This is a genomic window from Halococcus salsus (genome assembly GCF_009900715.1).
Taxonomy (GTDB): Archaea; Halobacteriota; Halobacteria; order Halobacteriales; family Halococcaceae; genus Halococcus; species Halococcus salsus.
Genome location: NZ_JAAAJC010000002.1, coordinates 178,717 through 202,696 on the forward strand (window position 1 = coordinate 178,717; position 23,980 = coordinate 202,696).

Here is a 23,980-nt window from a genome sequence, read left to right on the forward strand (position 1 = left end):
CGTGACGAAGGTCTGCTGTAGTCGTACTACTGTGGAGAACCCCACGAAGGGAGGCATCTGTCAGCCGTGAGAGCATCTCAAGAGAGTCCATTGAGCTCCTCACCTATCGTTGACGATGTTGGTTCGGTGAGGTACGGCTCAATAGCATCGTAGCTACTCCATCCGCCGATACTCATCATGACTCGGGCGGAGACCTCCTCCTCAACGAGATAATGGTTCGCCCAGGCTCTCCTCAAATCGTGCGAGGAGACATGTTCCCAGTACTCCGGATGGTTGTCATCGTGCTCGCGGGAGCTGCTCTCTTTACCCTCAGACGGCGCGAGATTGCTTGCTGCTTCGCGTACCCAGCGTCGGATGCTATCCACGGAAACATCAACGTACGGCTCACTCAACGCAATGTCGCGCTCCTTAGCGTAGTTGTTGAGTTCGCGTTGCACGTCTTTGGGGACGTACGCCTGTCGTGTGGTTTTCTCCCCACCTTTGGTGTTCTTGCCGCGGACTCGCAACTCCCAATAGTCGCCATCGTCGTTGTAGGAGAGGCCTGCAGGCGTCGCTGATAGTACACCGCTCACACGTAACCCGACCCTACCCATGAGGAGTACAGCAACACGTCGCGACCAGTCACTCTCGCGAGCTTCATCTGCGAGTGCGTTGATGTCGTCGGGGTAGTTGAGCCACACCTTCGTTTGCGAACTTGAGTCATCGATGCTCCGCGGCATACACGCTTTGTTTATAATCTGTGTGTATAGCGCCTTCGGTCATCAGTCGACGACTCACCTCACTCCGGAAATCGTTGTCTTAGGGTCTGTGAGAGGGTTGGCTTCTCGCGGTGTGCACGCTTTGTGGTACAACCCGTGCACGGATGGATTGGGGGAGTATATTCTGCTGAGTCCAGTGAGAACAGAGAAATATATCATTGTTTTGGTTTTTTGAGAGAGGTTGGTTGACTGCTGCGAACACACCCTAACTGACAGCGAAAATCTGCTCAGAAATAGCCAGGGATATGGGTCTTTAACTATTCTTAATACCCCAGTTTTCCTATCAGCCGTGAATTTATAGGAGACCACTGGAGAACCAACTTGAGTGTGTCAACTCCATTATTCTGAAGCGGCGGGTCATGGCGCTCACCCAATTTCATATTGAACTTTTGATATCCTGAAGCCGAGGCCATGGCGTTGTGTACTCAGATACACAGCAGTAAGGTAGGAGTCGGTCATTGAATCACGCAATTGAGCCACGTCTCACTCATGTTATTCTCAAAGATTCGAACGTCAGAAAGTTTTATAATTCTCGGACTCGGAAGGACTATGACAACGTAGCAGATGACCCATGCTCCGCTAATGGAGTGAAGAGACGGGCGCTGGCACGCCCAAACAACCGACTATGATTACACAAATAACACATCAACGAAGAAGTATAATTCTTGCGCATACTCTGAAGGGGGTGGTTCGTACCCGTGTTCAACCATGAGTGCGACACCAGCGCGGAGCATCCCGGTTCCTACTGAAGAGAAACCACTCTCTATAGAGAACGCTCTTCCTTCCGACATAAGGACTATACACGGCGCTCGGAACAACTACGACCTCAAGCGAATCCAAGAATTCGACGAACTCAGCGACGAGACACGCAACCTGCCAGACAAGGACCCGCTGCTTCGTGTCCGAGTTCCACGTGACCTTCCAGAAGAACCAGCGCTCAACATCGCACGTGCTGTCACGTATGGCTCCACTCGGAGTCTCTACAGACGCTGGATGATTGCTGGGTTGCTCAAGCTCGGTCACTTCGCGAGAGCACGTCGACTTGCATCGTGTGGGAACAAAACAAAGGACAGTGGTCGCTACTACTGCGGTCTCCATCGGCTTTGCCCTCGCTGTACTGCAGGAAGCAGTGCTCAGAACAACTACAGCGATTCAGTGATGCAGTGGAATCAGTGGACCTGGACAGCACTCCATGACCGACGCGCCCATCCTCATCCAGCTATCGCTCGGAGGTCCATCCTCGAAACCTTCGAGAAGCTCAAGCGACGTCGTTTCTCGGTCAATGAGGGATGGCTTCGGAAGATGCGCCGGTACGACCCGGACCTCTACCGTGAACTTCGAAGTGAGTACGTGAGCAAGGGTCTCGCTGTACCATTCCAGAAGCTCACTAAGTCAGGTATCGCAGGAGTCCACGTAATGCAAGTCAGAGGAGGATTCGTCGCACACATGGATGTTCTCTGTGCTGCGCCCTGGATAGAATCGGGTCCTCTGGAACACAAGTTGCGGCAGTGCGGGGGAGGTAACGTGTTGATACCCATGCGACTCCGAACAGAAGACGGTTCGGGGGATGTTGTCGAACCTGTTACAAGCGGAGACCTTGACGGAGGTATCCTCGATGGAGACCGACGTGACCGCGCCGAAGCTGTCGACAAGGCCGTAGCATACATCAGCGACACGACAGACATCGAAGACCCGCAGGCTCGCGTGGAATACGACGCTGTAGTGAGCGGAGCACACTCTATTCATCCATGGGGGCTATGATTGTGCTGAGCCTCGTGTACAGTACTGAGCATGAGGAGTGCTTTTCGATGTGTCTGTCTCGCAGATACGGAACTCAATCGACGAGAGAATGAAGTTCAACGAGAAAGAGACGGAGCAGGTCTTAGGAACCCGTCTCCGAGTCAAGTTCGATGAAGATGATTGGTCGTTCGTTAGCGAACTTGCGGAGGAACGAGCCCAGTCCTATCTTAATCAAGAACGTAGTTGTAGAGATACTTCGACAGTCGATGCTCACCGTACCGGAGTAGCGGGCGAACTCGCGGTAGCGCGAACCTACGGTCTCTCCCTTGATACCAACGTCTACGAAGATGGTGATGGAGGGTTTGACCTCGTGAATTCGCATGAGAGTGACGACAAAGAGCCAGAATATATCGACGTCAAAACTCGCACAAGAATGGATGCTCGGCTGATTGTCGCCGAAAAGACCCTTCAGCGAGAGAACTCCGATGTGTTTCTACTCGTGACTGTTTCGAAGACCTTTGCCGACCTTGTTGGTTGTGCAAGTCTCGAAGACCTCCGGCACGGGAAGCTGGTTCGGAGGGACTCGCAGAAGTACCGTGCACTCAGCCAAGATGAACTCCGAGAACTACCAGGTGTTAGGTGATAATGAAACCCCGCAGACTACCACTCATCAATACACCAGAAATATAGACATCTGAGAGCGCGCTATGTGACTGTTATCTTTCATTTGAGTACCCCAACCTGTGTATCAGAATACACAGCTGTGTAACTCACTACACAGCAGTATGGCAACATTAGTACTCCTGTGTAATTGTATACACAGAGACATTTATCCGGGAGGGGTTCAAATGGGAAAGTGATGGAACGACTCCATACGGTCGACATAGAGGGATGGCAGGAGTACTTCGGAAAACTTGGTACATCCATATGGGCACAAGGTCCCAGCAGGAAGTCCAGACTTGCCTGGCTCTACTTTCAGGAGCCAATTGACGATGTTGAGATACTCGACGAACTACGGGATGTCGGGCTCGAAATCATGCAAATACACCGTGGGATGGGTGACACGGTCCGCGTTGACGTAATGTGCCCACCAGTGCTGCCAGGGGCCTGAGAACCAGCGCCGTTCACAGTTACTCACTCATACAAGGAAGCTACTCAATGTAGTATGAGTTGCAATGGGCCTCATAAAGTAATTTTAGGCGGTTGGGCGAGAGGAAGTTTACGCCTTACACGCTATCGAGATACTTCGCTCGGTTCAGACGCCGCTGCTCTTTGTCCCTTGCGTCGTAGTGCATATCCAAAATAGGTTCCGAGACGTTCATTCGCTCGGAGACAATGGCCTTCGGGACGTCAGAGTCTAAGTGGTGAGTGATTGCGCTCCTTCTGATTGGGTGGCTGCTTACTGAACCAGGACACTTCGACATGTGGTCGCGCTTAGTAGCTTGGCAATCGTCGATATCGCGGTCGTGCGGGCATTCGTTGGCGAAGTAGCACGGTCTAACAACTCGGTAGCATACTTTCGAGATAGTCTCGTAGTGCAGTCGACCTTGAGTACTCGCGAGTAGTGGGTGTCGACCAGAGTCATCGACAACGTCTGGTCGTTGCTCCTCAAGCCAGTCATCGAGAGCTCTGGCGAGTCGATTATTGGTAACGGAGACGTTCCGCTCTCCATCCTCTTTCAGCTTTAGCGAAGTGCCCTGCTCTGGACGATGGCGCACAGCGAGATAGCCATTATCCTGATGCCAATCCTGTACGTCCAATGAGTAGAGAGAGGACCTCCGCATTCCAGTGTGATAGAGCAGGCTGAAGACGAGGTGGTTCTTCGAAGCCCACTCGTATCGAGCCAGGTAGTCCATTATCTGAGTGGCCCGGTCATGTGAGATGTGCACATCCCGCGCTTTCTCGGATTCGGGGACGGTCGGTACGATGATTTTGTCGGAGACCTCCTCATCAATCACGCCCACGTTCTCACACCACCGAACGAATACACGGAGTGTCTGCATATGGTATTGGAGCGTGACTAAGTTCAGGTCGAAGTTCGTCATTCTCCAGTTCTTGAACTGCTCGCAGTGGAGTCCGGAGAGTGCCGACAGGTCGTCCAACTCGGACTCCTCGTCGAACCACTGAAGGAAGTAATTCAACCTATAGCGGTGGTTGGTAACCGTACTCGCTGTTGCGTCATGCCTGGATTCGAGATACTGTTCGAGTGCTTCTTCTGGTGTGAGCGTTGTTGTCATGTCTGTCTGCTCTCCACCAACCCACAGGGAAACTCCGTAGTCTGGAAGAGGCCCCGGATGGCCGTTTCGTGCGAGCCGCAGCGAGCACGGAATGGCCACAATCGGACGCGTTAGCGTCTGAGGGTTCAAATCCCGGCGAGTCCATCCCACCTTTTGCTGCGGTCGCTCGTTCACTTCGTTCACTCGCTCCCTGGCAAAATGTGGATCAAAAGCGCGTCGGGTTCCCGTTGGTCACCCTCGCGCCCGCTCGCTCGGCTTCGCCTCGCTCGCGGTGGGTGCGCTTACACACCGCTGACCGCGGCGGACGAAGCACGGCGGACCGAATCCTCCGGCCGCAAGGAACAGCCGAACGAGTTTTCGGCGGGTCGAACTGAGCTGAGGGCATGAACTTCGAGACTCCGGTCCTCGCGGCGGCCACGGCCGATCTCGCCGACGAACCGGCGGCCCGCGAGCACGCCGACGCCGTCGAGTTCCGGATGGACCTCGCCGACAAGCCGCTCGACGCGCTCGACGCGTACGACGGCGACCTCCCGCTCGTCGCGACGAATCGAACGGTCGAGGAGGGCGGCGAGGCCGAGGCCGAAGGACGGCTCGCGGCGCTCGAACGCGCCGTCGAGCATTCTCTAGTGGAGGCGGTCGATGTCGAACTCGCGGCCATCGACGAGGCGGATTCGGTGCTCGACCACGCCCGCGAGAACGGAGTCGAGGTGATCGTCTCGGCCCACGACTTCTCGGGAACCCCGTCGCGGGTCTCGATGCGGGAGACGCTCACGAGCGCGGTCGACCACGGCGACGTGGGGAAGCTCGCGGTCACGGCCGAGAGCCGCGAGGACGTGCTCGCGCTGCTCGCGGTGACCGACGAGATCGACACGGCGGGGCACGCGGTCGCGACGATGGCGATGGGGGAGGTGGGACGGCACTCGCGTGCGGTTGCACCCCAGTACGGCTCGCGGATCGCCTACGCACCCGTCGACCCCGGCGAGGTGACCGCACCGGGTCAGTACGACCTCGCCACGCTCGCGGACCTCCTCGACACGCTGTAGCGCGACGTCGACGCACCAGTGGTCGTCGCCGCTGGGACGTCCGCGAGGGCCGGCTCACCGGTCGCCCACGGAGAGTACCTCGAAGGGTAATCCACAAAACCGCTCGGCGGTAAGTACACGGTGCGATGGAGATCGAAGCTGCGGTCGTCAACGAAACCGGTGGACCGTTCGAGATCGAGCGCGTGACGCTGGACGACCCCCGCGCGGACGAGGTGCTCGTGCGGATCGTCGGCGCTGGCATCTGTCACACCGACCTCTCGGTTCGGGACGGGAACTACCCGCCCGAACCGCCCGTCGTCCTCGGTCACGAGGGGTCGGGTGTCGTCGAAGCCGTCGGCGACGAAGTCACGGACGTCGAACCCGGCGACAGGGTCGGGCTCACGTTCGACTACGACGATACGTGTGCGAACTGTCGGAGCAAGGACGTGGCCTACTGTGACTCGTTCTTCGAGCACAACTTCGGCGGGGAACGCTTCGAGGACGGCTCGTCGCCGATACACAGCGACGGCGAACCGATCGGCGCGAACTTCTTCGGCCAGTCCTCGTTCGCCACCCACGCAATCGCCCACGAGGAGAACGTCGTCCCCGTACCGGAGGGGATACCGCTGGAGCTGGCGGGGCCGCTCGGATGTGGCGTCCAGACCGGTGCGGGCGCGGTGATGAACTCGCTCGACGTCGAGTCCGGTTCGTCGCTCGTGGTCTTCGGTGCCGGAACGGTCGGGCTCAGTGCGGTGATGGCCGGACAGGTGGTCGGTGCGACGACCATCGTCGCGGTCGACCTCTTCGAGAACCGTCTCGACCTCGCGGCGGAGCTCGGGGCGACGACGACGGTGAACCCTGAGTCGGTCGCCGACGTCGTCGAAACCGTCCGCGAGGCGACCGACGGCGGCGCGGACTACGCCGTCGAGTCGACGGGCGTCACCGCCGTGCTCCGACAGGCGTTCGACTCGCTGGCGAAGCTCGGCACCGTCGGCGTCGTCGGCGCACCGCCGCTCGGGACCGAGGTGAGCCTCGACGTCAACGACTTCGTCACCACCGGTCGGTCCGTTCGCGGCGTCGCGGAGGGCGACTCGTACCCGAAGGAGTTCATCCCGACCCTCGTCGAGCTCTACCGGCAGGGACGGTTCCCGTTCGACGAACTCGTCGAGTACTACGACTTCGAGGCGATCGAGGACGCGGTCGCGGCGTCCGAGAGCGGCGAGACGATCAAACCGATCCTCCGGATGAGCGACGCGTAATCGGCGTCGTCGCGGGAACGAACGGCTCAGATGACACCCGTCACCGTGGCGACCTCCCGCGCCGCGGGCTCGTTCACGCCGTTGCCGAGGATGGTGTAGCGGTCCCGGATCTCGTGGGCGGTCGTGAGCGCCTCGATGACCGCCCCGTCGTCGATCCCGAGGCCGTCGGCGGTGGTCGGCGCGCCGATCCGGGCGAGCGCGTCGCGGATGTTCCGCCACCGGCCATCGTCGCCGGTGTGGAGGTACTCGGTGAGGATCGAACCCACTCCCACTTGGTGGCCGTGGAGCGCCACACCGGGCGCGATGCGGTCGAGCTGGTGGCTGAAGAGGTGTTCGGCCCCGCTCGCGGGTCGCGAGGAGTCCGCGATCGACATCGCGACCCCCGAGGAGACGAGGGCCTTCACTACGACCCACGCGGACTCTTCGAGCCCCTTCTTTATCGAGTCGGCGTTGTCGACCAGCATCTCGGCGGTCATTCGGCTCAGTGCGCCGGCGTACTCGGAGTACTCGACGTTCTGGAGCCGGTGGGCGAGCTGCCAGTCCCGAACGGCGGTGTAGTTCGAGATGATGTCGGCACAGCCCGCAGTAGTGAGCTCCCACGGCGCGTCGGCGATCACGCCCGTATCGGCGACCACGGCCAGCGGCGGCTCGGCGGCCACGCTGTGACGGGTGTCACCCTCGGGGACCGAACCGCGACCGGAGACGATGCCGTCGTGGCTCGCCGCGGTCGGCACCGAGACGAACCCCAGTTCGAGGGTGTCGCTCGCCATCTTCGCGATGTCGATGGGTTTGCCGCCGCCGACGCCAACCAGAAATCCCGCGTCCTCCTCGCGGGCGGTCTCGACGACGCGCTCGACGGCGCTGAAGCTCGCCTCCTCGACGACGACCGTCGCCGGCTCTGGACCACCCGCGGCGAACGACGCCGCGACGCGATCGGCGGCCACCTCACGAGCGGTCGGGGAGGTGACGAGGAGGGGCTGGCCACCGAGGTGGAGCTCGGCGATGGCGTCGGTGGTCTCGTCGAGGACGCCGTGGCCCACCACGACGTTTCGCGGCAGGCGGATCCACGTCGATTTGTCGAACATGTTCTCGGGTGTCCCCGGCGGCGCATAACGTTCCCGACCGCGAGCGCGGGAACCGGCCCCCGTCAGATCGTATCGAGGATGCCCAACACCCGCTCCTCGGCGGCGCGGTCGGGACCGTTCTCGCGGCCGGTGCGCCCGGAGTCGCGGTGGTCCTCGACGGTCGCGGCGAGCGCCTCCTCGATCGGGGTCGCCGCCCACCCGAGCCCTGCGAGCTTCGCGGTCGAGAGCACGTGCGGGTAGTCGAGCTGGAGTGGGAAGTCCTCGGGCGCGAGGTCGGCGGCGGCGAGTTCGCGCTCGTTCGCGGTCACGACCTCGACCTCGGCCCCGAGCGCGTCGGCGACGAGTTCGATCCACTCTTCGAGGATCGGGAGCCGACGGTCGCCGACGTTGTAGGACTCACCTGGATCGCCGTCCTCGGCCACCCGCACCAGCGCGCTCGCCACGTCCTCGACGAAGACCATGTGCCGGAGGCTGTCACCGTCGCCGGGGACCACCACCCGGTCGTGGTTCGCGACGCGGTCGACCCAGTAATCGAACCGTTCGGTGTAGTCGTGAGGACCGTAGACCACGGGCGGGCGGACGCTCATCGCGTTCACACCCGCCTCGCCCGCGGCCGCAACCACACGGTCGATTTCGGCCTTTCGCGGGCCGTAGGTCGCCCACGAGTCGTCGGTCGCCTGCTCGTCGGTACACTCGTGGAGCGGCGTTTCGTCCTCGCGTTTGGGGATCGCGTTGGCCCCGTAGGCCGCGCCGCTCGATATCACGACGTAGGCGTTCACGTCGGCGAACACGTCGACCGCGCGGCGGACCTCGTCGGGATGATAGGCCACACAGTCGATCACGACGTCGGGGTCGGTCCGCTGGGCCGCGTCTTCGAGGGCTTCGGGGTCGGTCCGGTCGCCGACGACGTGCTCGACGGTCTCGAAGGGTATCTCGTGGTTCCCGCGGTTGAAGACGGTGACCTCGTAGTCGTGGCCGAGGAGTGCCGCGACGGTGTGACGGCCGATGAAGCGCGTACCGCCGATGACGAGTGCGTTCACGGCTACATACGCACGGCGAAGCCGCAAAACGATGTCGAGCGGTGCGGGAGCGTTCTCACGACGTCGTCTGCCCGCGTTCGGTCGGGTTCTGCATCCCACCCTTGACCCCGCGATGGACCAGGTAGACGTTCACCGGGTAGGCCACGAAGTAGCCCACCGAGAGCGAGAACGCGAGCCCCGTCCAGAAGAGCAGGGCTCCGATGTGGGCGTCCCCGGCGATCCAGATGTCGGTGCCGATGGCGGCGACCTCCATCACGGTGATGCTCGCGGTCTCGCTGTAGAACGAATCCGAGAGCGCCTCGCGGAAGCCGACGCCCTCCTGGAGCAACGGGCCGATGGTGAGCGCGAAGCCGAACAGGTAGGCGAGCGAGAACGTCACGGCCGCGGTGAGCGCCGTGCTGGAGACCGCGAACACGCCCGCCATCGTCACCACGCCGACCACTTCACCCGCCCCACACCCCGAGTAGCAGTGGGTGACCGACCGAAAGCCCTTCCGCCAGAGCGAGTCGCTCGCGATCTGCGACCGCCCGGCGTACCAGTAGGCCCCGAGCGCGATCGGCCCGGAGTAGAGCGTCGAGAGCCCCCACGCGAACTGCATCAGCGAGGCCGTCTCGGGGTTGTTGGTCCGGAGGTCCCACGCGAGAACGACGAGCGACGATGCAACGAGGACGACCCACACCGCGACCACGACCGGGTCGGTGAGAAGACCGGTGAGTGCCGTTTCGAGAGTCACGTCGGTCGATAGGGGTTCGGGGTTTACCGGGATTCTGGTTTCGAAACCGAAGTTATTTCGATTCGGGATTTGGTTTCGAAACCGTTCGGACGATCCGCCCTCAGTCCGCGCCGCCCTCGGCGACGCGCTGCTCGCCGCTCGCGGCGCTCGCCTGGGCCGGCGGTCGGGTTCTGACGTCGGCCTCCTCGCGCTCGGCGATGGCGTCGGCGTAGGCGTCGGGCATCACCTTCACGAACTGCGTCTTCACGTCCTCCCAGTCGTCGAGCACGGCCGCGCCACGCTCGGAGTCGGTGTAGGCGACGTGGTTCTCGACCAGCCGACGGAGCATCGCCTCGTCCTTCCGGTCGAGGTCGCGGCTCGTGCTCACCATGCCGTGGTTGACCTTCGCGTCGAACTCGTCGTCGGGGTCGAGGACGTAGGCCACCCCGCCGCTCATCCCGGCCGCGAAGTTCTTGCCCGTACTCCCGAGCACCGCGATGGCTCCACCGGTCATGTACTCACAGCCGTGGTCACCCACGGACTCCACCACGCCCGTCACGCCGGAGTTCCGAACCGCGAACCGCTCGCCCGCCTTGCCGTTGATGTAGGCCTCGCCCTCGGTCGCGCCGTAGAGCGCGACGTTACCGATCAGGCTGTTCTCGGCGGCCTCGTAGGCCGCGTCGGGCGGGGTTTCGAGCACGAGTTTGCCGCCCGAGAGCCCCTTGCCGACGTAGTCGTTCGCGGTCCCGGTGAGGTCCATCGTCACGCCCGAGGCGAGGAAGGCCCCGAAGCTCTGCCCGGCCGTGCCGTCGAAGCCCAGGCGGATGGTGTCCTCGCCGAGACCCGACCCACCGTGGGCCGTCGAGATACGGTTCGAGAGCAGCGCGCCGACCGCCCGGTCGACGTTCGAGATGTCGTAGTTCAACGAGACGGGCTGGCCCGCCTCGATCGCTTCCTCCGCGTCGGCGACGATCTCGTGGTCCAGCTGCTCGTCGATCTCGTGGGTCTGTTCCCTGACCTTGGTTCGTTCGGTGCCGGGCTCGCCGTCGCTCCGGGGCTCGGCGAGCACCGCCGAGAGGTCGACCTTCCGCGCCTTCTCCTGGCTGACGTCCTCGCGCTGGGCGAGGAACGACGGCCGGCCGACCATCTCCTCGACGGTGGTGAAGCCGAGCTCGGCCATCAGCTCGCGGAGCTCCTGGGCAATGAACGTCATGTAGTTGATGACGTGGTCGGGCTCGCCCGAGAAGCGCTCGCGGAGCTCCTCGCGCTGGGTCGCGACGCCCACGGGACAGGTGTTCTCGTGACACTGGCGGGCCATCACACAGCCCGACGTCACGAGCGAGGCGGTCCCGAAGATGTACTCCTCCGCACCGAGCAGCGCCGCGACCGCGACGTCCCTTCCGGTCTTCAGACCGCCGTCGGTCGAGACGCGGATCCGGGAACGCAGGCGGGTCTCCCGCAGCATCTGGTTCGTCTCGGCGAGGCCGAGTTCCCACGGGACGCCCGCGTTCTTGATCGAGGTTCGCGGGCTCGCACCCGTCCCCCCGGAGTGACCCGAGATGTGGACCACGTCGGCGTTGGCCTTCGCGACCCCGGCCGCGATGGTGCCGATCCCCGCCTCCGAGACCAGTTTGACGTTGATGTCGGCCTCGGGGTTCGCGGCCTTCAGGTCGTGGATCAGCTGTTTCAGGTCCTCGATCGAGTAGATGTCGTGGAGCGGCGGCGGCGAGATGAGTCCCACACCTGGAGTGGCGTGGCGGACGTGGGCGATCATCTCGTTGACCTTCTTGCCCGGGAGGTGGCCGCCCTCGCCCGGCTTGCTTCCCTGGGCCATCTTGATCTGGAGCTCGTCGGCCGAGGTGAGGTACTCGGAGGTGACCCCGAACCGACCCGACGCGACCTGTTTGACGTTACACTCCTTCTCGGTGCCGAACCGTTCGGGCGGTTCGCCGCCCTCGCCGGTGTTCGACTTCCCTCCCAACCTGTGCATCGCCACCGCGTTGTTCTCGTGCATCTCGGGCGAGAGACTCCCGAGGCTCATCGCGGCCGTCGAGAACCGTTTCACGATCTCAGTGACGGGTTCGACTTCGTCGATCGGGACCGACTCGCGGTCGGAGTCGAATTCGAGCAAGCCGCGGAGACTCTGGAGGCGTTCCTGCTGGTTGTTCATCAGCTCGGCGAACTCGCCGTACTGCTCGTAGTCGCCACGGCGGACGGCCTGCTGGAGCGCGCCCACGGTCTTGGGGTTCCACTCGTGGAAGATCCCGCCGGAGCGGTGTTCGTACTCGCCCTGGCGCTCGATCTGTGGGTCCGCCGAGAACGCGACGGCGTGGCGGTCCGCGAGGTCCTCCTCGACGTCCTCGATACCGATCCCGCCGGTTCGTGAGGGGGTTCCCTCGAAGTACTCCGCGACGAACGCCGAGTTCACCCCGACCGCCTCGAAGATCTGCGCGCCCTGGTAGCTTTGGACCGTGGAGATCCCCATCTTCGACATGGTCTTCAGGAGGCCGTCTTCGAGCGCCTCGATGTAGGCCCCGATCGCGGCGTCGAGCTCCGCACCGTCGCCACCCGCGGTGAGGTCCGCGATGGTCTGGTAGGCGAGGTAGGGGTTGATCGCGCCCGCGCCGTAGCCCACGAGCGTCGCGATGTGGTGGACGGCTCTAGGGTCGGCCGACTCGACAACGAGCCCCGCTCGATTTCGGAGCCCGTTGCGCACGAGGTGGTGGTGGACCGCGGCGGTCGCGAGCAGGCTCGGGATCGGCTTCCGGGACTCGCTCGCCGCACGGTCCGAGAGCACCACGATGTCGTGGTCGTCGGCGGCGACGCTGGCGTCCTCGCGCACCCGTTCGACCGCGGTTTCGAGGTCGCCGTCGGCCTCGTAGGTGATGTCGACGGTCGCTGACGTCAGCCCGTTGGCGTCGCCGTTCATCGACTTGATCGCCTCGGTCTGGGCGTCGGTGAGGATCGGCGAGTCGGAGACCAGCTGGCGAGCGTGCTCGCGGGTCTCGCCGAGGAGGTTGTGCTGGTTGCCGAGCCGGGTTTCGAGCGAGGTCACCAGCTCCTCGCGGATGTAGTCCAGCGGCGGGTTGGTGACCTGGGCGAACAGCTGTCGGAAGTAGGTGAACAGCGGGCGGTTGAACTGCGAGAGCACCGAGAGCGGCGTGTCGTCGCCCATCGACCCGACGGGGTCCTTGCCCTTGGTCGCCATCGGTTCGAGCAGGTTGTCGAGTTCGTCGTAGGTGTAGCCGTAGAGCGCCTGGTGGGAGCGGAGGTCGTCGACCGCCTCCTCGGTGTCGCGTGCGGCGTGTTCGTGGGCCGCCTCGCCGGCGAGGTCGTCGAGGTGGACCTGCTCCTCGCCGACCCACTCGGCGTACTTCTCGTCGGTGAGGCTCTCGAAGGCCTCCTCGTCGGGCACGACCCGGCCCGCTTCCGGGTCGGCGACGAAGAGCTGCCCGGGTTCGAGCCGGCCGCGCTCTTCGATTTCGGACGGGTCGAGGTCGAGCGCGCCGGCCTCCGAAGCCATCACCAGTCGGTTGTCGGTGGTGATGTCGTACCGGCAGGGCCGGAACCCGTTCCGGTCGAGCACCGCGCCGACGCGTTCGCCGTCGGTGGCCGCGACGAGGGCGGGACCGTCCCAGGGCTCCGAGAGCGAGGCGTGGTAGTCGTAGAACGCCCGCCGCTCGTCGCTCATCTGGTGTTCCTCGCCGCGGAACGCCTCGGGGATCAGGAGGCGGAGCGCGTGAGGCAGGTCCCGCCCGCCCTGGAGGAGGAGTTCGAGCGCGTTGTCGACGCTCGCGGTGTCCGATTGCTCGGGGTCGGCGATCACGGGTCGGACGGCGTCGATGTCGAACTCGTCGGTTCGGATGTCGTTCTCACGTGCCCGCATCCAGTTGACGTTGCCCTGGATGGTGTTGATCTCGCCGTTGTGGATCACGTTCCGGTAGGGGTGGGCGAGATGCCACGCGCCGAGGGTGTTGGTCGAGAAACGAGCGTGGACCAGCACGAACGTCGAGCGTACCCGCGCGTCGGTGAGGTCGGGGTAGTAGTCGGCGATCTGGTCGCCCTTCAGGAGCCCCTTGTAGACCAGCGTCTGCCGGTCGAGCGAACAGATGTAGAACCGCTCCTCGCCGTCGGGCTCGCGCTCGGCGACCGCCTGTTCGACCGCCCGCCGGGCGACGTAGAGCCGGTGGTCGAACGCCTCGGTTCCGATGTCGTCGTCCGGGACGACGAACGCCTGGGCGGAATCGGGCTCGGCGTCGAGCGCGGTCTTGCCGAGGTCCGCGTTGTCGGTCGGGACGTCGCGCCAGTGCCGCACTGAAAGACCGTGGTCGGCGAGCCGGTCCTCGAAGAGTTCCTGTAACGTCCGGCGGGCCGCGTCGTCGCGCGGGAAGAAGACCGAACCGACGGCGTAGGTCTCGGGGAGGTCGACGTCGAGTTCGTCGGCGAAGAAGTCGTGGGGCGTCTGGAGCATGATCCCCGCGCCGTCGCCGGTGTTCTCCTCCGCACCGGTCGTGCCACGGTGTTCGAGGTTCGCGAGGAGGTCGAGACTGTCGGCGACGACCGAGTGGTCACAGCCGCCATCGAGATCCATCACGACGCCAACACCGCAGTTCGACCGCGCCCCGGAGGGGTCGACGAGCGTCGCCGCCGACTCCTCTCCGGAGGGGTGATGAGTAGCCATATGTCACCGGATACCGTGGTGTCCAATAAGAGGTTGTCCCTGAAAGCATAAGTGTCTGTTAATACCATACATATGCATCGGAGCCGCTCGAAGGGTCCGCGGATCCGGGGCCGGTTCAGTAGGATTTGGCGAAGTAGGCCGTCTCGGTGGCCTCGTCGCCACAGATCGCACAGGTCTCCTGGATCGGGTCCTCGTCGCGGTCGAGGGGCACCATCACGATCTCGGCGGCGATCTGGTCCTTGATCTCGGTCTCGCAGGCCTCGTCGCCACACCACCCGGTTTTGACGTAGCCGCCGTGCTGGCCGATGGTTCCCAACAACTCGTTGCGGCTCTCGGCTTCGCGGACGTTCTCCTCTAGGTGCTCCTCGGCGGCGGCGTAGAGCTTCGCGAAGACGGTGTCGAGGTGCTCCTCGACGGTGCTCGCGATCCCGTCCCGTGACTCGACCACGGACTCGCCGTCGGGGCGGTGGACCAGCGTGGCCTCGCCGTCCTCGACTTCGTGGGGGCCGACCTCGATCCGGAGGGGGACCCCGTAGAGCTCCCACTCGTTGAACTTGAAGCCGGGGTTGCGCTCGTCGCGGTCGTCGAGTTCGACCCGCAGACCGGCCTCGTCGAGTTCGGCCGCGAGGTCGGCAGCGTAGTCGAGCACTTCTTCCTGAGTGTCCTCCTGCCAGATCGGCACCACGACGACCTGTTCGGGGGCGAGCGCAGGTGGGAGCACGAGCCCCTGGTCGTCGGAGTGGGTCATCACCATCCCGCCGAGCGCGCGCCACGACAGCCCCCACGAGGTGGTGTGGGCGACGTGTTCGTTCTCGTCGCGGTCGACGTAGGTCATGTCGAACGCCTCCGCGAACCCGTCGCCGAGGTAGTGGCTGGTGGCGGCCTGGAGCGCCCGGCCGTCGGGCATGAGGGGCTGGATGGCCGCCGTGGTGTGTGCGCCGGGGAACTTGTCGTGTTCGGGTTTGCGGCCCTCCAGCACGGGCATCGCGAGCACCTCCTCGTGGAGCTGGCGGTACTGTTCGAGCCGGCGCATCGTCTCCTCCCACGCCGCCTCGCCGTCCTGGTGGGCGGTGTGACCCTCCTGCCAGAGGAACTCCTTCGTGCGGAAGAACGGCTTCGTGTCGGTGGCCTCCCAGCGCACCACCGAACACCACTGGTTCACCCGCATCGGGAGGTCGCGGTGGCTCCGGATCCACTGGCTCATGAAGGGCGTGATGATCGACTCGCTGGTGGGACGCACGGCGAGCCGTTCGTCGAGCTCCTCGTTGCCCGCCTCGGTGACCCACGCCACCTCGGGGTCGAAGCCCTCCACGATGTCCTTCTCACGTTCGAGGTATCTCTCGGGGATGAACATCGGGAAGTAGGCGTTCTTGACGCCGGTGTCCTTGAACCAGCCGTCGAGATGGTCCTGGATGCCCTCCCAGAGGGCGTAGCCGCGGGGTCGGGTGACGATGAACCCGCCCATCGGGGCGTAGTCCGCGAGCTTCGCTTTCTTGACGACCTCGGCGAACCACTCGCCGGTCGCGTACTCCTTCGATTCCGTGATACCGAGTTCCTGTGATTCCGGTTCGCTCATACGTAGTCGTGTCCGTGATGGGTTAAACGCGGTGCGGTTCCGTCGAGTGGGAAGGGATGATGAGTGGCTCAGTGGCCACTCGGCGGGAACGGAACCGGCGAGCCGGCTCGACGGGAAGCGATCCCCCGATCGAGTCGGTCGTCCATGAGCCATCGCAACGGCCGCGGTACAATAAATCCGAGGGGTCGTGAGCACACCCGCCGGAGGGGAGTGGCCGACCCGTTGCGGTGCGGCTGCTGTCGGCGCGCGGGAGGCTGAAAGCCGACTCGCGCGAGGGATGAGTGAAGCGAGTGAGCGAAGCGAACGAGCGGAACGAATCGGCTGGGGAGGTATGTGGCCGATGCGGGGCGGAGGCGGTCTCTCGTTTGTGTCGGGATTCGTGAACTGTGCTGCTACGATCGTGAACTAATCTGGAAGACGGATCGGAGAACCTCCGGAGTGCCACCAGAACTTCGACATCGAACGCGCGCTCGAATACACCCCGCTCGCGGTCGGCCTCAGGGAAGCGGGCGAACTCGTGGCGGCACGGGGCCCCATCTCCTCCCCGCAGAGTATTTTTCAGCGATCCGTAGACGATCGGTGTCGGTAGATTAATACTATGGAGAATAGTTGACAATGTATGGCTCCAAACGACGAGCGGACACGACGGACCGAGACCGACGACTCCAACGCGTCGCGCCGACGATTCCTCAAGTCGGCGGGTGCGGTCGGCGTCGTCGCGGCGGGCGGGCTGGCCGGCTGTTCCGGTGGCGGCGGTGGCGGCAACGAGTCGGGCAACGGCTCCGGTGGCGGAGGCACGAGCGGTTCCGGCGGCGGAACCAGCGGTGGCGGTGGCGGCGGTGGTGGATCGAGCGGTAACGGGTCGAGCTCGGGCGGCGGGGGCGGCAACGCGCTCGTCTGGGACGCGGGCGGAACTGGTGGAACGTACTACCCCCTCTCGAACGAGATCAAACAGGTCGTCGAGTCGAACACCGACTTCAGCCTCCAGGTGCGCTCGACGGGCGCGTCGGTCGAGAACGTCGGCAGCCTCTCGGACGGCTCCGCCGACTTCGCGCTGATCCAGAACGACGTCGCCTTCTTCGCGAAGAACGGCACCGGCATCGACGCCTTCGAGGGCAACGCGATCGAGAACCTCCGCGGCGTCGGGACCCTCTACCCGGAGACCATCACGGTCGTCACGCCCGGTGACAGCGACATCGCGTCGCTCTCGGACCTCAGCGGCGCGACGATCAACACCGGCGACCTCGGAAGCGGGACCCAGGTCGACGCGAACGCGATCCTCGAAGCCGTCGGTGTCACCGACTTCTCCGAACAGAACACCGACTTCTCGCAGGCCGCCGAACAGATCCAGAACGGCGACATCGACGCGGCGTTCGTCGTCGGCGGCTGGCCGGTCGGCGCGATCGCCGAGCTCGCCGAGACCAGCTCGATCGGGATCGTGGCGATCGAGGGCGAGGAACGCCAGCAGGTCAAACAGGCCGCGGACTACTTCGCGGACGACCGGATCCCTGGCGGGACCTACCAGGGCGTCAGCGAACCGAAGCCCACCGTCTCCGTGCAGGCGATGATCGCGACGACCACCCAGGTCCCCGAGGAGACCGTCGAGACGGTCACCGCCGCGGTCTTCGACAACGTCTCCGACCTCACGATAAAGACCGAGTTCATCAGCGCGGGGTCGGCACAGGAGGGGATGTCGATCGAACTCCACCCGGGCGCGGCGGCCTACTTCGAGTCCGGCGGCGGGTCGGGCAACGCCAGCGGGACTTCCGGAACCAGCGAGACCGGGATGGGCGGGACGACCGGCGGCACGAGCGGCACCGCCGAAACCGGGATGGGCGGCGGAACGACCAGCTCCTGAGCGGGCCGGAACGGCGGTCGCGAGTCTCTCTCCATACCTCTCACATGCACCTGACCGAGAAATGACGGCACGGGAATCGAGTCGATGACGAACCGGCGAGCCAAACGCGTGGTCGGTCTGGCGGTCGTGGCCATAGCGGCCGTCGTGGCCGTCACCGCCGTCGCCGCCGCCACGCCCGGCGGGAACGTCCTCGTCGTCGCGGACGCCGACACCGGCGAGCAGCTGCTCACCACACCGGTCGAGGAGGGCACGCCGGTGATGCTCAACTACACCCACAGCGTGGAGAAGACCCCCGTCCACGACATCTACCGGGTCAACAACGGCTCGCTGGAGATGACGCGCATGGAGTTCCAGTCCTACGGCTGGGGGTTACCCGCACGCGAGAACGTGACCCGGGAGGGCAAGTGGTTCGTCTTCGACCCCCCGGGCACCTACGAGGAGCTCTACGTCGAACCCGGCTCCGTCGCCGGCCACCGACTCCGCGTCGGTGACGAACACTACGACCTCGTGGCGCTCTCCGATGGCGACGGCGTCCGGCTCTCGATCGAACGGCGCTCGATGCTGACGACCACCCTCGACGAGTTCAACCGATGAGTACCGATACACCACCCGACGACCCGAACGACGACCGGACCGACGAGACGACCGAGGACCCCGAGGAGCTCATCGACGAGCTCGAACGCCGGCGGTCGCTTCGGGGGACCGCCGCGTTGGTGGTCCTCGTCGTCGGCGTGCTCTTCTCGGCCTACCAGCTCTGGCTCGCCGCCCGCGGGTTCTTCTTCGAGGTCACACTACCCTTCGTCGGCGAGGTCGGCCCCGGCTCGCTCCAGTCGCTCCAGGTCAACAGCATCCACGTCACCGTCGGGCTGCTCCTCACCTTCCTGCTGTTCCCGGCGAGCCAGGGCGACGGCGCGCTGTCGAAACGGCTGGCCCGGGTCGTCCCGGGGCTCGAAACCCGTCTCGGTACTGACCATCCGGCGACGCGCGGTGTGCGCGGCGTGCGTCGTGGCGTCCGATGGCTCCTGCTCGACCCCGACCGCAACCGCGTGACGCCCGTCGACGCGGTCTTGCTGGTGCTCTCGGCGCTCACGACCCTCTACATGTTGACCGAGTTCGAGGAGATCAACCTCCTCCGGTCGCTGGGGCTGGACTCCGGACAGACGATCGTCGAGGTGTACCCGTTCCTCGACCTGCCGGTGCAGGCGATTTCGGCGCTCGGCATCCCGCTGGACGAGGTCTCCTACGCGTTCGTGCTCGGGGCGATCGGGATCCTCCTCGTGCTCGAAGCCACCCGGCGCACCCTCGGGGTCTACCTCATGGGGATCGTCGGGTCGTTCATCGTCTACGCGCGGTACGGCTACCTGATCCCGGGCGACGCCCCAATCGTGGGCGTGCTCGGGCGGATCCAGCAGGTCGGCTGGGCCGACATCATCCAGAACCTCTGGTACAACACCGCGAACGGCGTCTTCGGTGTCCCAGTACAGGTGAGCGTGCAGTTCATCTACATCTTCATCCTGTTCGGGGCGTTCCTCGAGATGAGCGGCGCGGGCCAGTGGTTCATCGACCTCGCCTACGCCGCGACCGGCCGGCGGAAGGGCGGGCCGGCGAAGGCGTCGATCCTCGCCTCCGGCTTCATGGGGATGATCTCCGGGTCGTCGATCGCGAACACCGTCACCACGGGGGCGTTCACGATCCCGCTGATGAAGCGCACGGGCTACCGCTCTGAGTTCGCGGGCGGCGTCGAGGCCTCGGCCTCCTCCGGCGGCCAGATCCTCCCGCCGGTGATGGGCGCGGCGGCGTTCCTGATCGTCGAGTACACGGGCACCCCGTTCGCGGACGTGATCGTCGCGGCGCTGGTTCCCGCGGTGGTGTTCTTCTTCGGGGTCTGGGTGATGGTCCACCTCGAAGCCTCACGGATGGGGCTCGGCGGCGTCGACCCTAGCGAACTCGTGGCGCTCGGCTCACACCTCCGGCGGGGCTGGTTCTACCTCTTGCCGCTCGGATTGCTGCTCTACTACCTCATCGGCGTCCGGCTGACGGTCGCGCGCTCGGCGTGGTACACCGTCGTCGCCATCGCCGCGCTGGTCGCGCTGGTCGCGGCCTACAACGAGCGCACGCGCTGGCCGCTGCTCGGCGTCATTGGGGCCGTCGTCGGTGGCGAGTTCGTCGCCCACCTCGTGGCCGGCACGGGGATCGTCGGCGCGGTGACGGGTGCCGGGGGTGCGGGGATGGCACCGGTGGCGGCCGCCGCGGCGGTCGGGGGCGACCTCGGCTGGATCGTCATCGCCGTGAGCGTGCTCACCTTGCTCGCTCGGCCCCGGTCGGCCGCGCCGCTGCTGAACTACGACGCCCAGGTCGACGAGGCGACCGAGAACGTGGCCGATTCGGTCGGGTGGTCGTCGCTCGCCGACAACCGAGCGCTCGGCTACGGCTCGTTCCTCGTGAAGGCGATGGAGTCGGGGGCACGAACCGCCACCCCGGTGGTCATCGCGGTGGCCGCGGCGGGCGTCATCCCCGGCGTCATCAGCACCACTGGCCTCGGCCCGAACCTCACGTCGTTGATCCTCTCGGTGGCGGGCGGGTCGCTCGTCGTCCTGCTGGTGATCACCGCCATCTCGTCGATCATCCTCGGGATGGGGATGCCGACCACCGTGACCTACATCATCCTGGTCTCGCTGCTCGGAACCGCCATCGCCGAGTTCGAGGTCCCGTTACTCGCAGCGCACCTGTTCATCCTCTACTTCGGCGTGATCGCCGACATCACGCCGCCGGTCGCGGTCGCCGCCTACGCCGCCTCCGGGATCGCGAAGTCCGACCCGTTCCAGACCGGGATCGAGGCGTTCTCGCTCTCGCTCAACAAGGTCATCGTGCCGTTCGCGTTCGTCTTCGTCCCGGGGATCGCGTTACTCCGACGGACCGCGGGCGTGCCGGCGGACGCCGACGAGGCCTACCACGTCCTCGGGCTCGCCGACGTGCTCGACGTCGGCTACTTCGTCCCGGAGGTCGCCGTCCCGATCGTCGGGGTGTTCCTCGGCGTCGTCGCGCTCGCCGCGACGGTCATCGGCTTCCTCTACACCGACGTCTCGCGTGGCGAGCGCGCCGCGTTCGCGGTCGCCGCCGTCCTGTTGATGGCCCCCGCCCTGCTGTTCAACCCCGTCCAAACCCTCCTCGGCGCGAACGCCGGGTTCGGACCGCTGACCTTCGACCTCGCGCTCCGTGCGGTCGGCGGGGTGTTGTTCGCCGCGCTGGCGCTCTCGAACCGGCGGCGAGCCGGGTCGGGAGCCACCCCCGCAGAGGAGGGGGAATCGTCCGCGACCGAGGCCTGAGACCACTACTCGATCGCGAACGGGCTCTCGCGTTCGGTCCACTCCCAACCCGGGAGCCGTGTCTGGAACCCCGCCGCGAGCGCGGCGTCGAGGTCGTCGAGTCCCGCGGGTCCCGCCGTGTGGGTCGTGACGTCGGCGTAGTGGAAGGTGGCCTCGCCGAGCAGGCGGAGCGGCTGGGTCCCCGCGACCATCCCCGCGAGCTCGCGCCCGAGGAGTTCGTCGACCACGAAGCCCGGGTAGTCGCCCTCGACGTCGAGCTCGCGGAGCACGCGAACGAGAGCCGCGACGTTCACCGCGAGGTCGCCGTCGGCGAACACGTCGTCGACCGCACGCCGGTACTCGTCCCGTGTCACGCGCCCGACCTCGGTGTCGAACGCCGCCCCGAGGTCGGCACGGACCTCGTTGACGAGGGGGACCACTCGCGGGGCGCGCTCGACGGTCCAGTCGCGTTCGGCCGCCACGGCCGCGGGTGTGAGTCGCATGGGTCGACCCACGCGACGCGCTCGGGTGGCTCTTTTGCGAAAGGTTTTATAATCCACATCCTATACCCGAGGGTACACGCGGGTTTTCGGGCCTCACAGTGCCGAAGCGCATCGAGACCCGAACCCACGGGCCCGTACGGGCCGAACAACCTCCAGAGTGTATCGTATGCTATACGCGTCGCGTTTCCGACGACCGACGACCCGCCAGCGGCGTCGCCGGAGCGGGTCGCGGGTCGGACGCGTGGAGCCTCGATACACCGACCATCCTCTCACATGACCCGAGTCTCAGTATGAGTACGGTAGACAAACAGCTCGACGAAATCGAGTCGACGATAACGAACCAGCTCCCCGACCGGATCTCCGTGACGGACGTGACCTACGAGGGTCCCGAGCTCGTGATCTACACACGGGACCCGAAGGAGTTCGCACGCAACGGCGACCTCGTGCGGAACCTCGCGGGCCAGCTCCGAAAGCGGATCACGGTGCGGCCCGAACCCGACTCCCTCACCCCCGAGGCCGACGCCCGCGCGGCGGTCCTCGACGTGATCCCCGACAAGGCCGACGTCTCGGAGCTCGACTTCCACGAGGACACCGGCGAGGTCGTGATCCAGGCCGCCAAACCCGGCATGGTGATCGGCCGCCACGGCTCCACCCTCCGCGAGATAACCAAGAAAGTCGGCTGGACGCCGGAGGTCGTCCGGACCCCGCCGATCGAGTCCTCGACGGTCTCGAACGTTCGGAGCTTCCTCAAACAGGAGCGCGAGGAACGCCGCGACATCCTCGAACGCGTCGGGCGGCAGATCCACCGCGACCAGATGTCCGACGACGAGTGGGTCCGGATCACGACCCTCGGGTGCTGTCGGGAGGTCGGCCGGGCGAGCTTCATCCTCTCGACCCCCGAGACACGGATCCTGATCGACTGTGGCGACAAACCGGGTTCGGACGACACGCCCTACCTCCAGATCCCCGAGGCGAACCCGCTGAACTCGCTCGACGCGGTGGTCCTGACCCACGCCCACCTCGACCACTCCGCGCTGATCCCGCTGTTGTTCAAGTACGGCTACGACGGCCCGATCTACACAACCGAACCGACCCGCGACCTGATGGGGCTCCTCCAGCTCGACTACCTCGACGTCGCCTCGAAGGAGGGGCGCACCCCACCCTACGAGAGCGCGATGGTGCGCGAGGCGGTCAAACACACTATCCCTGTCGAATACGGCGACGTCACCGACATCGCGCCCGACATCAAGCTCACCCTCCACAACGCCGGCCACATCCTCGGGAGTTCGGTGGCGCACTTCCACATCGGCGACGGCTTCTACAACGTCGCGTTCTCGGGCGACATCCACTACGACGACACCCGGCTGTTCAACGGCGCGGTCAACGACTTCCCGCGGGTCGAGACCCTCGTGATGGAGTCGACCTACGGGGGCCGCAACGACTACCAGACCGACCAGGCCGACTCCGAGCAGCGGCTGGTCGACGTGATCAACGAGACCCACGACAAGGGCGGGAAGATACTGATCCCCGCGTTCGCCGTGGGCCGCTCACAGGAGATCATGTTGGTGGTCGAGGAGGCGATGCGCAAGGGGAAGATCCCGGAGATGCCGATCCACCTCGACGGGATGATCTGGGAGGCCACCGCGATCCACTCGACCTATCCCGAGTACCTCCGTGACGACCTCCGGGATCGTATCTTCCACGACGACGAGAACCCGTTCCTCGCCCCGCAGTTCAACCACATCGACGCCGGCGAGGAGGAACGCGAGGAGATCGCGGCGGGCGATCCTGCGATCATTCTCTCGACCTCCGGGATGGTCACCGGCGGGCCGATCATGTCCTGGCTCTCACACCTCGGCGGCGACCCGGATACCACGATGACCTTCGTCGGCTACCAGGCTCAGGGCACGCTCGGCCGCCGGATCCAGAACGGCTGGGACGAGGTCCCGATGAACGGCGGGCGCGGCCGCGGCGGCACCCTCAGCCTCGAACTCGACGTCGAGACCGTCGACGGCTTCTCCGGCCACGCCGACAGACAGGGGCTCGAGAACTTCGTGAAGACGATGAACCCCCGTCCGGAGAAGGTGCTCTGTGTCCACGGCGACGAACGCAGCGTCCAGGACTTCTCCTCGGCGCTCTATCACAACTACAACATGCGGACCTTCGCCCCGAAGAACCTCGAAACCTTCCGGTTCAAGTAGTTT

17 protein-coding genes are annotated in these 23,980 nt (G+C 64.9%); 9 read left to right on the forward strand and 8 right to left on the reverse strand.

Translation table 11 applies throughout. From position 1 onward, the window contains the following. Positions 1 to 77: 77 nt before the first annotated feature. Positions 78 to 719 (reverse strand): site-specific integrase, encoded by a 642-nt coding sequence (locus tag GT355_RS08070; protein ID WP_160134183.1) that lies wholly within the window; start codon positions 717 to 719, stop codon positions 78 to 80. Positions 720 to 1,466: 747 nt separating this feature from the next. On the opposite strand from GT355_RS08070, the gene GT355_RS08075 reads away from it, so the two are divergent. The 3 genes from GT355_RS08075 to GT355_RS08085 all read left to right on the forward strand — a co-directional run bounded on the left by GT355_RS08075 (position 1,467) and on the right by GT355_RS08085 (position 3,609). Beyond that, positions 1,467 to 2,519: a hypothetical protein gene (locus GT355_RS08075; protein ID WP_160134184.1), complete on the forward strand. Its 1,053-nt coding sequence runs from the start codon at positions 1,467 to 1,469 to the stop codon at positions 2,517 to 2,519. 88 nt (positions 2,520 to 2,607) lie between these two features. Next, the gene (locus tag GT355_RS08080; RefSeq protein ID WP_160134185.1) at positions 2,608 to 3,141 is read left to right on the forward strand and encodes a hypothetical protein; all 534 of its coding nucleotides are present in this window, start codon (positions 2,608 to 2,610) and stop codon (positions 3,139 to 3,141) included. 216 nt (positions 3,142 to 3,357) lie between these two features. After that, on the forward strand, positions 3,358 to 3,609 hold the full coding sequence (locus GT355_RS08085) for a hypothetical protein (protein ID WP_160134186.1): 252 nt from the start codon (positions 3,358 to 3,360) through the stop codon (positions 3,607 to 3,609). Between the two features lie 115 nt (positions 3,610 to 3,724). Here the strand turns inward: GT355_RS08085 and GT355_RS08090 are convergent, their stop codons facing one another. Continuing rightward, positions 3,725 to 4,735: a tyrosine-type recombinase/integrase gene (locus GT355_RS08090; RefSeq protein WP_160134187.1), complete on the reverse strand. Its 1,011-nt coding sequence runs from the start codon at positions 4,733 to 4,735 to the stop codon at positions 3,725 to 3,727. A 383-nt stretch (positions 4,736 to 5,118) separates the two neighbouring features. On the opposite strand from GT355_RS08090, the gene GT355_RS08095 reads away from it, so the two are divergent. Beyond that, on the forward strand, positions 5,119 to 5,778 hold the full coding sequence (locus GT355_RS08095) for a type I 3-dehydroquinate dehydratase (protein WP_160134188.1): 660 nt from the start codon (positions 5,119 to 5,121) through the stop codon (positions 5,776 to 5,778). A gap of 125 nt (positions 5,779 to 5,903) precedes the next feature. Continuing rightward, positions 5,904 to 7,016, forward strand: a complete 1,113-nt coding sequence (locus GT355_RS08100) for an NAD(P)-dependent alcohol dehydrogenase (protein ID WP_160134189.1) — start codon at positions 5,904 to 5,906, stop codon at positions 7,014 to 7,016. A gap of 26 nt (positions 7,017 to 7,042) precedes the next feature. Here GT355_RS08100 and GT355_RS08105 read toward each other — a convergent pair whose 3' ends face one another. From GT355_RS08105 to proS, 5 genes are all read right to left on the reverse strand, one after another. Then, a complete protein-coding gene (locus GT355_RS08105) occupies positions 7,043 to 8,101 on the reverse strand; it encodes an NAD(P)-dependent glycerol-1-phosphate dehydrogenase (protein WP_160134190.1) in 1,059 nt (352 codons plus the stop codon). 62 nt (positions 8,102 to 8,163) lie between these two features. Next, positions 8,164 to 9,141: an NAD-dependent epimerase/dehydratase family protein gene (locus tag GT355_RS08110; RefSeq protein WP_160134191.1), complete on the reverse strand. Its 978-nt coding sequence runs from the start codon at positions 9,139 to 9,141 to the stop codon at positions 8,164 to 8,166. A gap of 55 nt (positions 9,142 to 9,196) precedes the next feature. Beyond that, positions 9,197 to 9,874 (reverse strand): DUF4396 domain-containing protein, encoded by a 678-nt coding sequence (locus tag GT355_RS08115; RefSeq protein WP_160134192.1) that lies wholly within the window; start codon positions 9,872 to 9,874, stop codon positions 9,197 to 9,199. Positions 9,875 to 9,974: 100 nt separating this feature from the next. Further along, positions 9,975 to 14,534 (reverse strand): glutamate synthase large subunit, encoded by a 4,560-nt coding sequence (gene gltB / locus GT355_RS08120; protein WP_160134193.1) that lies wholly within the window; start codon positions 14,532 to 14,534, stop codon positions 9,975 to 9,977. Positions 14,535 to 14,649: 115 nt separating this feature from the next. After that, entirely contained in the window at positions 14,650 to 16,110 is a 1,461-nt protein-coding gene (gene proS, locus GT355_RS08125; RefSeq protein WP_160134194.1) for a proline--tRNA ligase, read from the reverse strand. A gap of 619 nt (positions 16,111 to 16,729) precedes the next feature. On the opposite strand from proS, the gene GT355_RS08130 reads away from it, so the two are divergent. From GT355_RS08130 to GT355_RS08140, 3 genes are all read left to right on the forward strand, one after another. After that, positions 16,730 to 17,968, forward strand: coding sequence for a TAXI family TRAP transporter solute-binding subunit (locus GT355_RS08130; protein ID WP_160134195.1), 1,239 nt, complete (start codon positions 16,730 to 16,732; stop codon positions 17,966 to 17,968). A gap of 84 nt (positions 17,969 to 18,052) precedes the next feature. After that, on the forward strand, positions 18,053 to 18,562 hold the full coding sequence (locus tag GT355_RS08135; RefSeq protein ID WP_160134196.1) for a DUF1850 domain-containing protein: 510 nt from the start codon (positions 18,053 to 18,055) through the stop codon (positions 18,560 to 18,562). Further along, positions 18,559 to 21,294, forward strand: coding sequence for a TRAP transporter permease (locus GT355_RS08140; RefSeq protein WP_160134197.1), 2,736 nt, complete (start codon positions 18,559 to 18,561; stop codon positions 21,292 to 21,294). Before GT355_RS08135 ends, GT355_RS08140 begins: the two co-directional genes overlap by 4 nt. Before the next feature lie 5 nt (positions 21,295 to 21,299). Here the strand turns inward: GT355_RS08140 and GT355_RS08145 are convergent, their stop codons facing one another. Then, positions 21,300 to 21,776: a DUF7984 family protein gene (locus GT355_RS08145; RefSeq protein ID WP_160134198.1), complete on the reverse strand. Its 477-nt coding sequence runs from the start codon at positions 21,774 to 21,776 to the stop codon at positions 21,300 to 21,302. A 290-nt stretch (positions 21,777 to 22,066) separates the two neighbouring features. Between GT355_RS08145 and GT355_RS08150 the strand changes: the two genes are divergently transcribed. Continuing rightward, positions 22,067 to 23,977, forward strand: a complete 1,911-nt coding sequence (locus GT355_RS08150) for a beta-CASP ribonuclease aCPSF1 (protein WP_160134199.1) — start codon at positions 22,067 to 22,069, stop codon at positions 23,975 to 23,977. Positions 23,978 to 23,980: the final 3 nt, after the last annotated feature.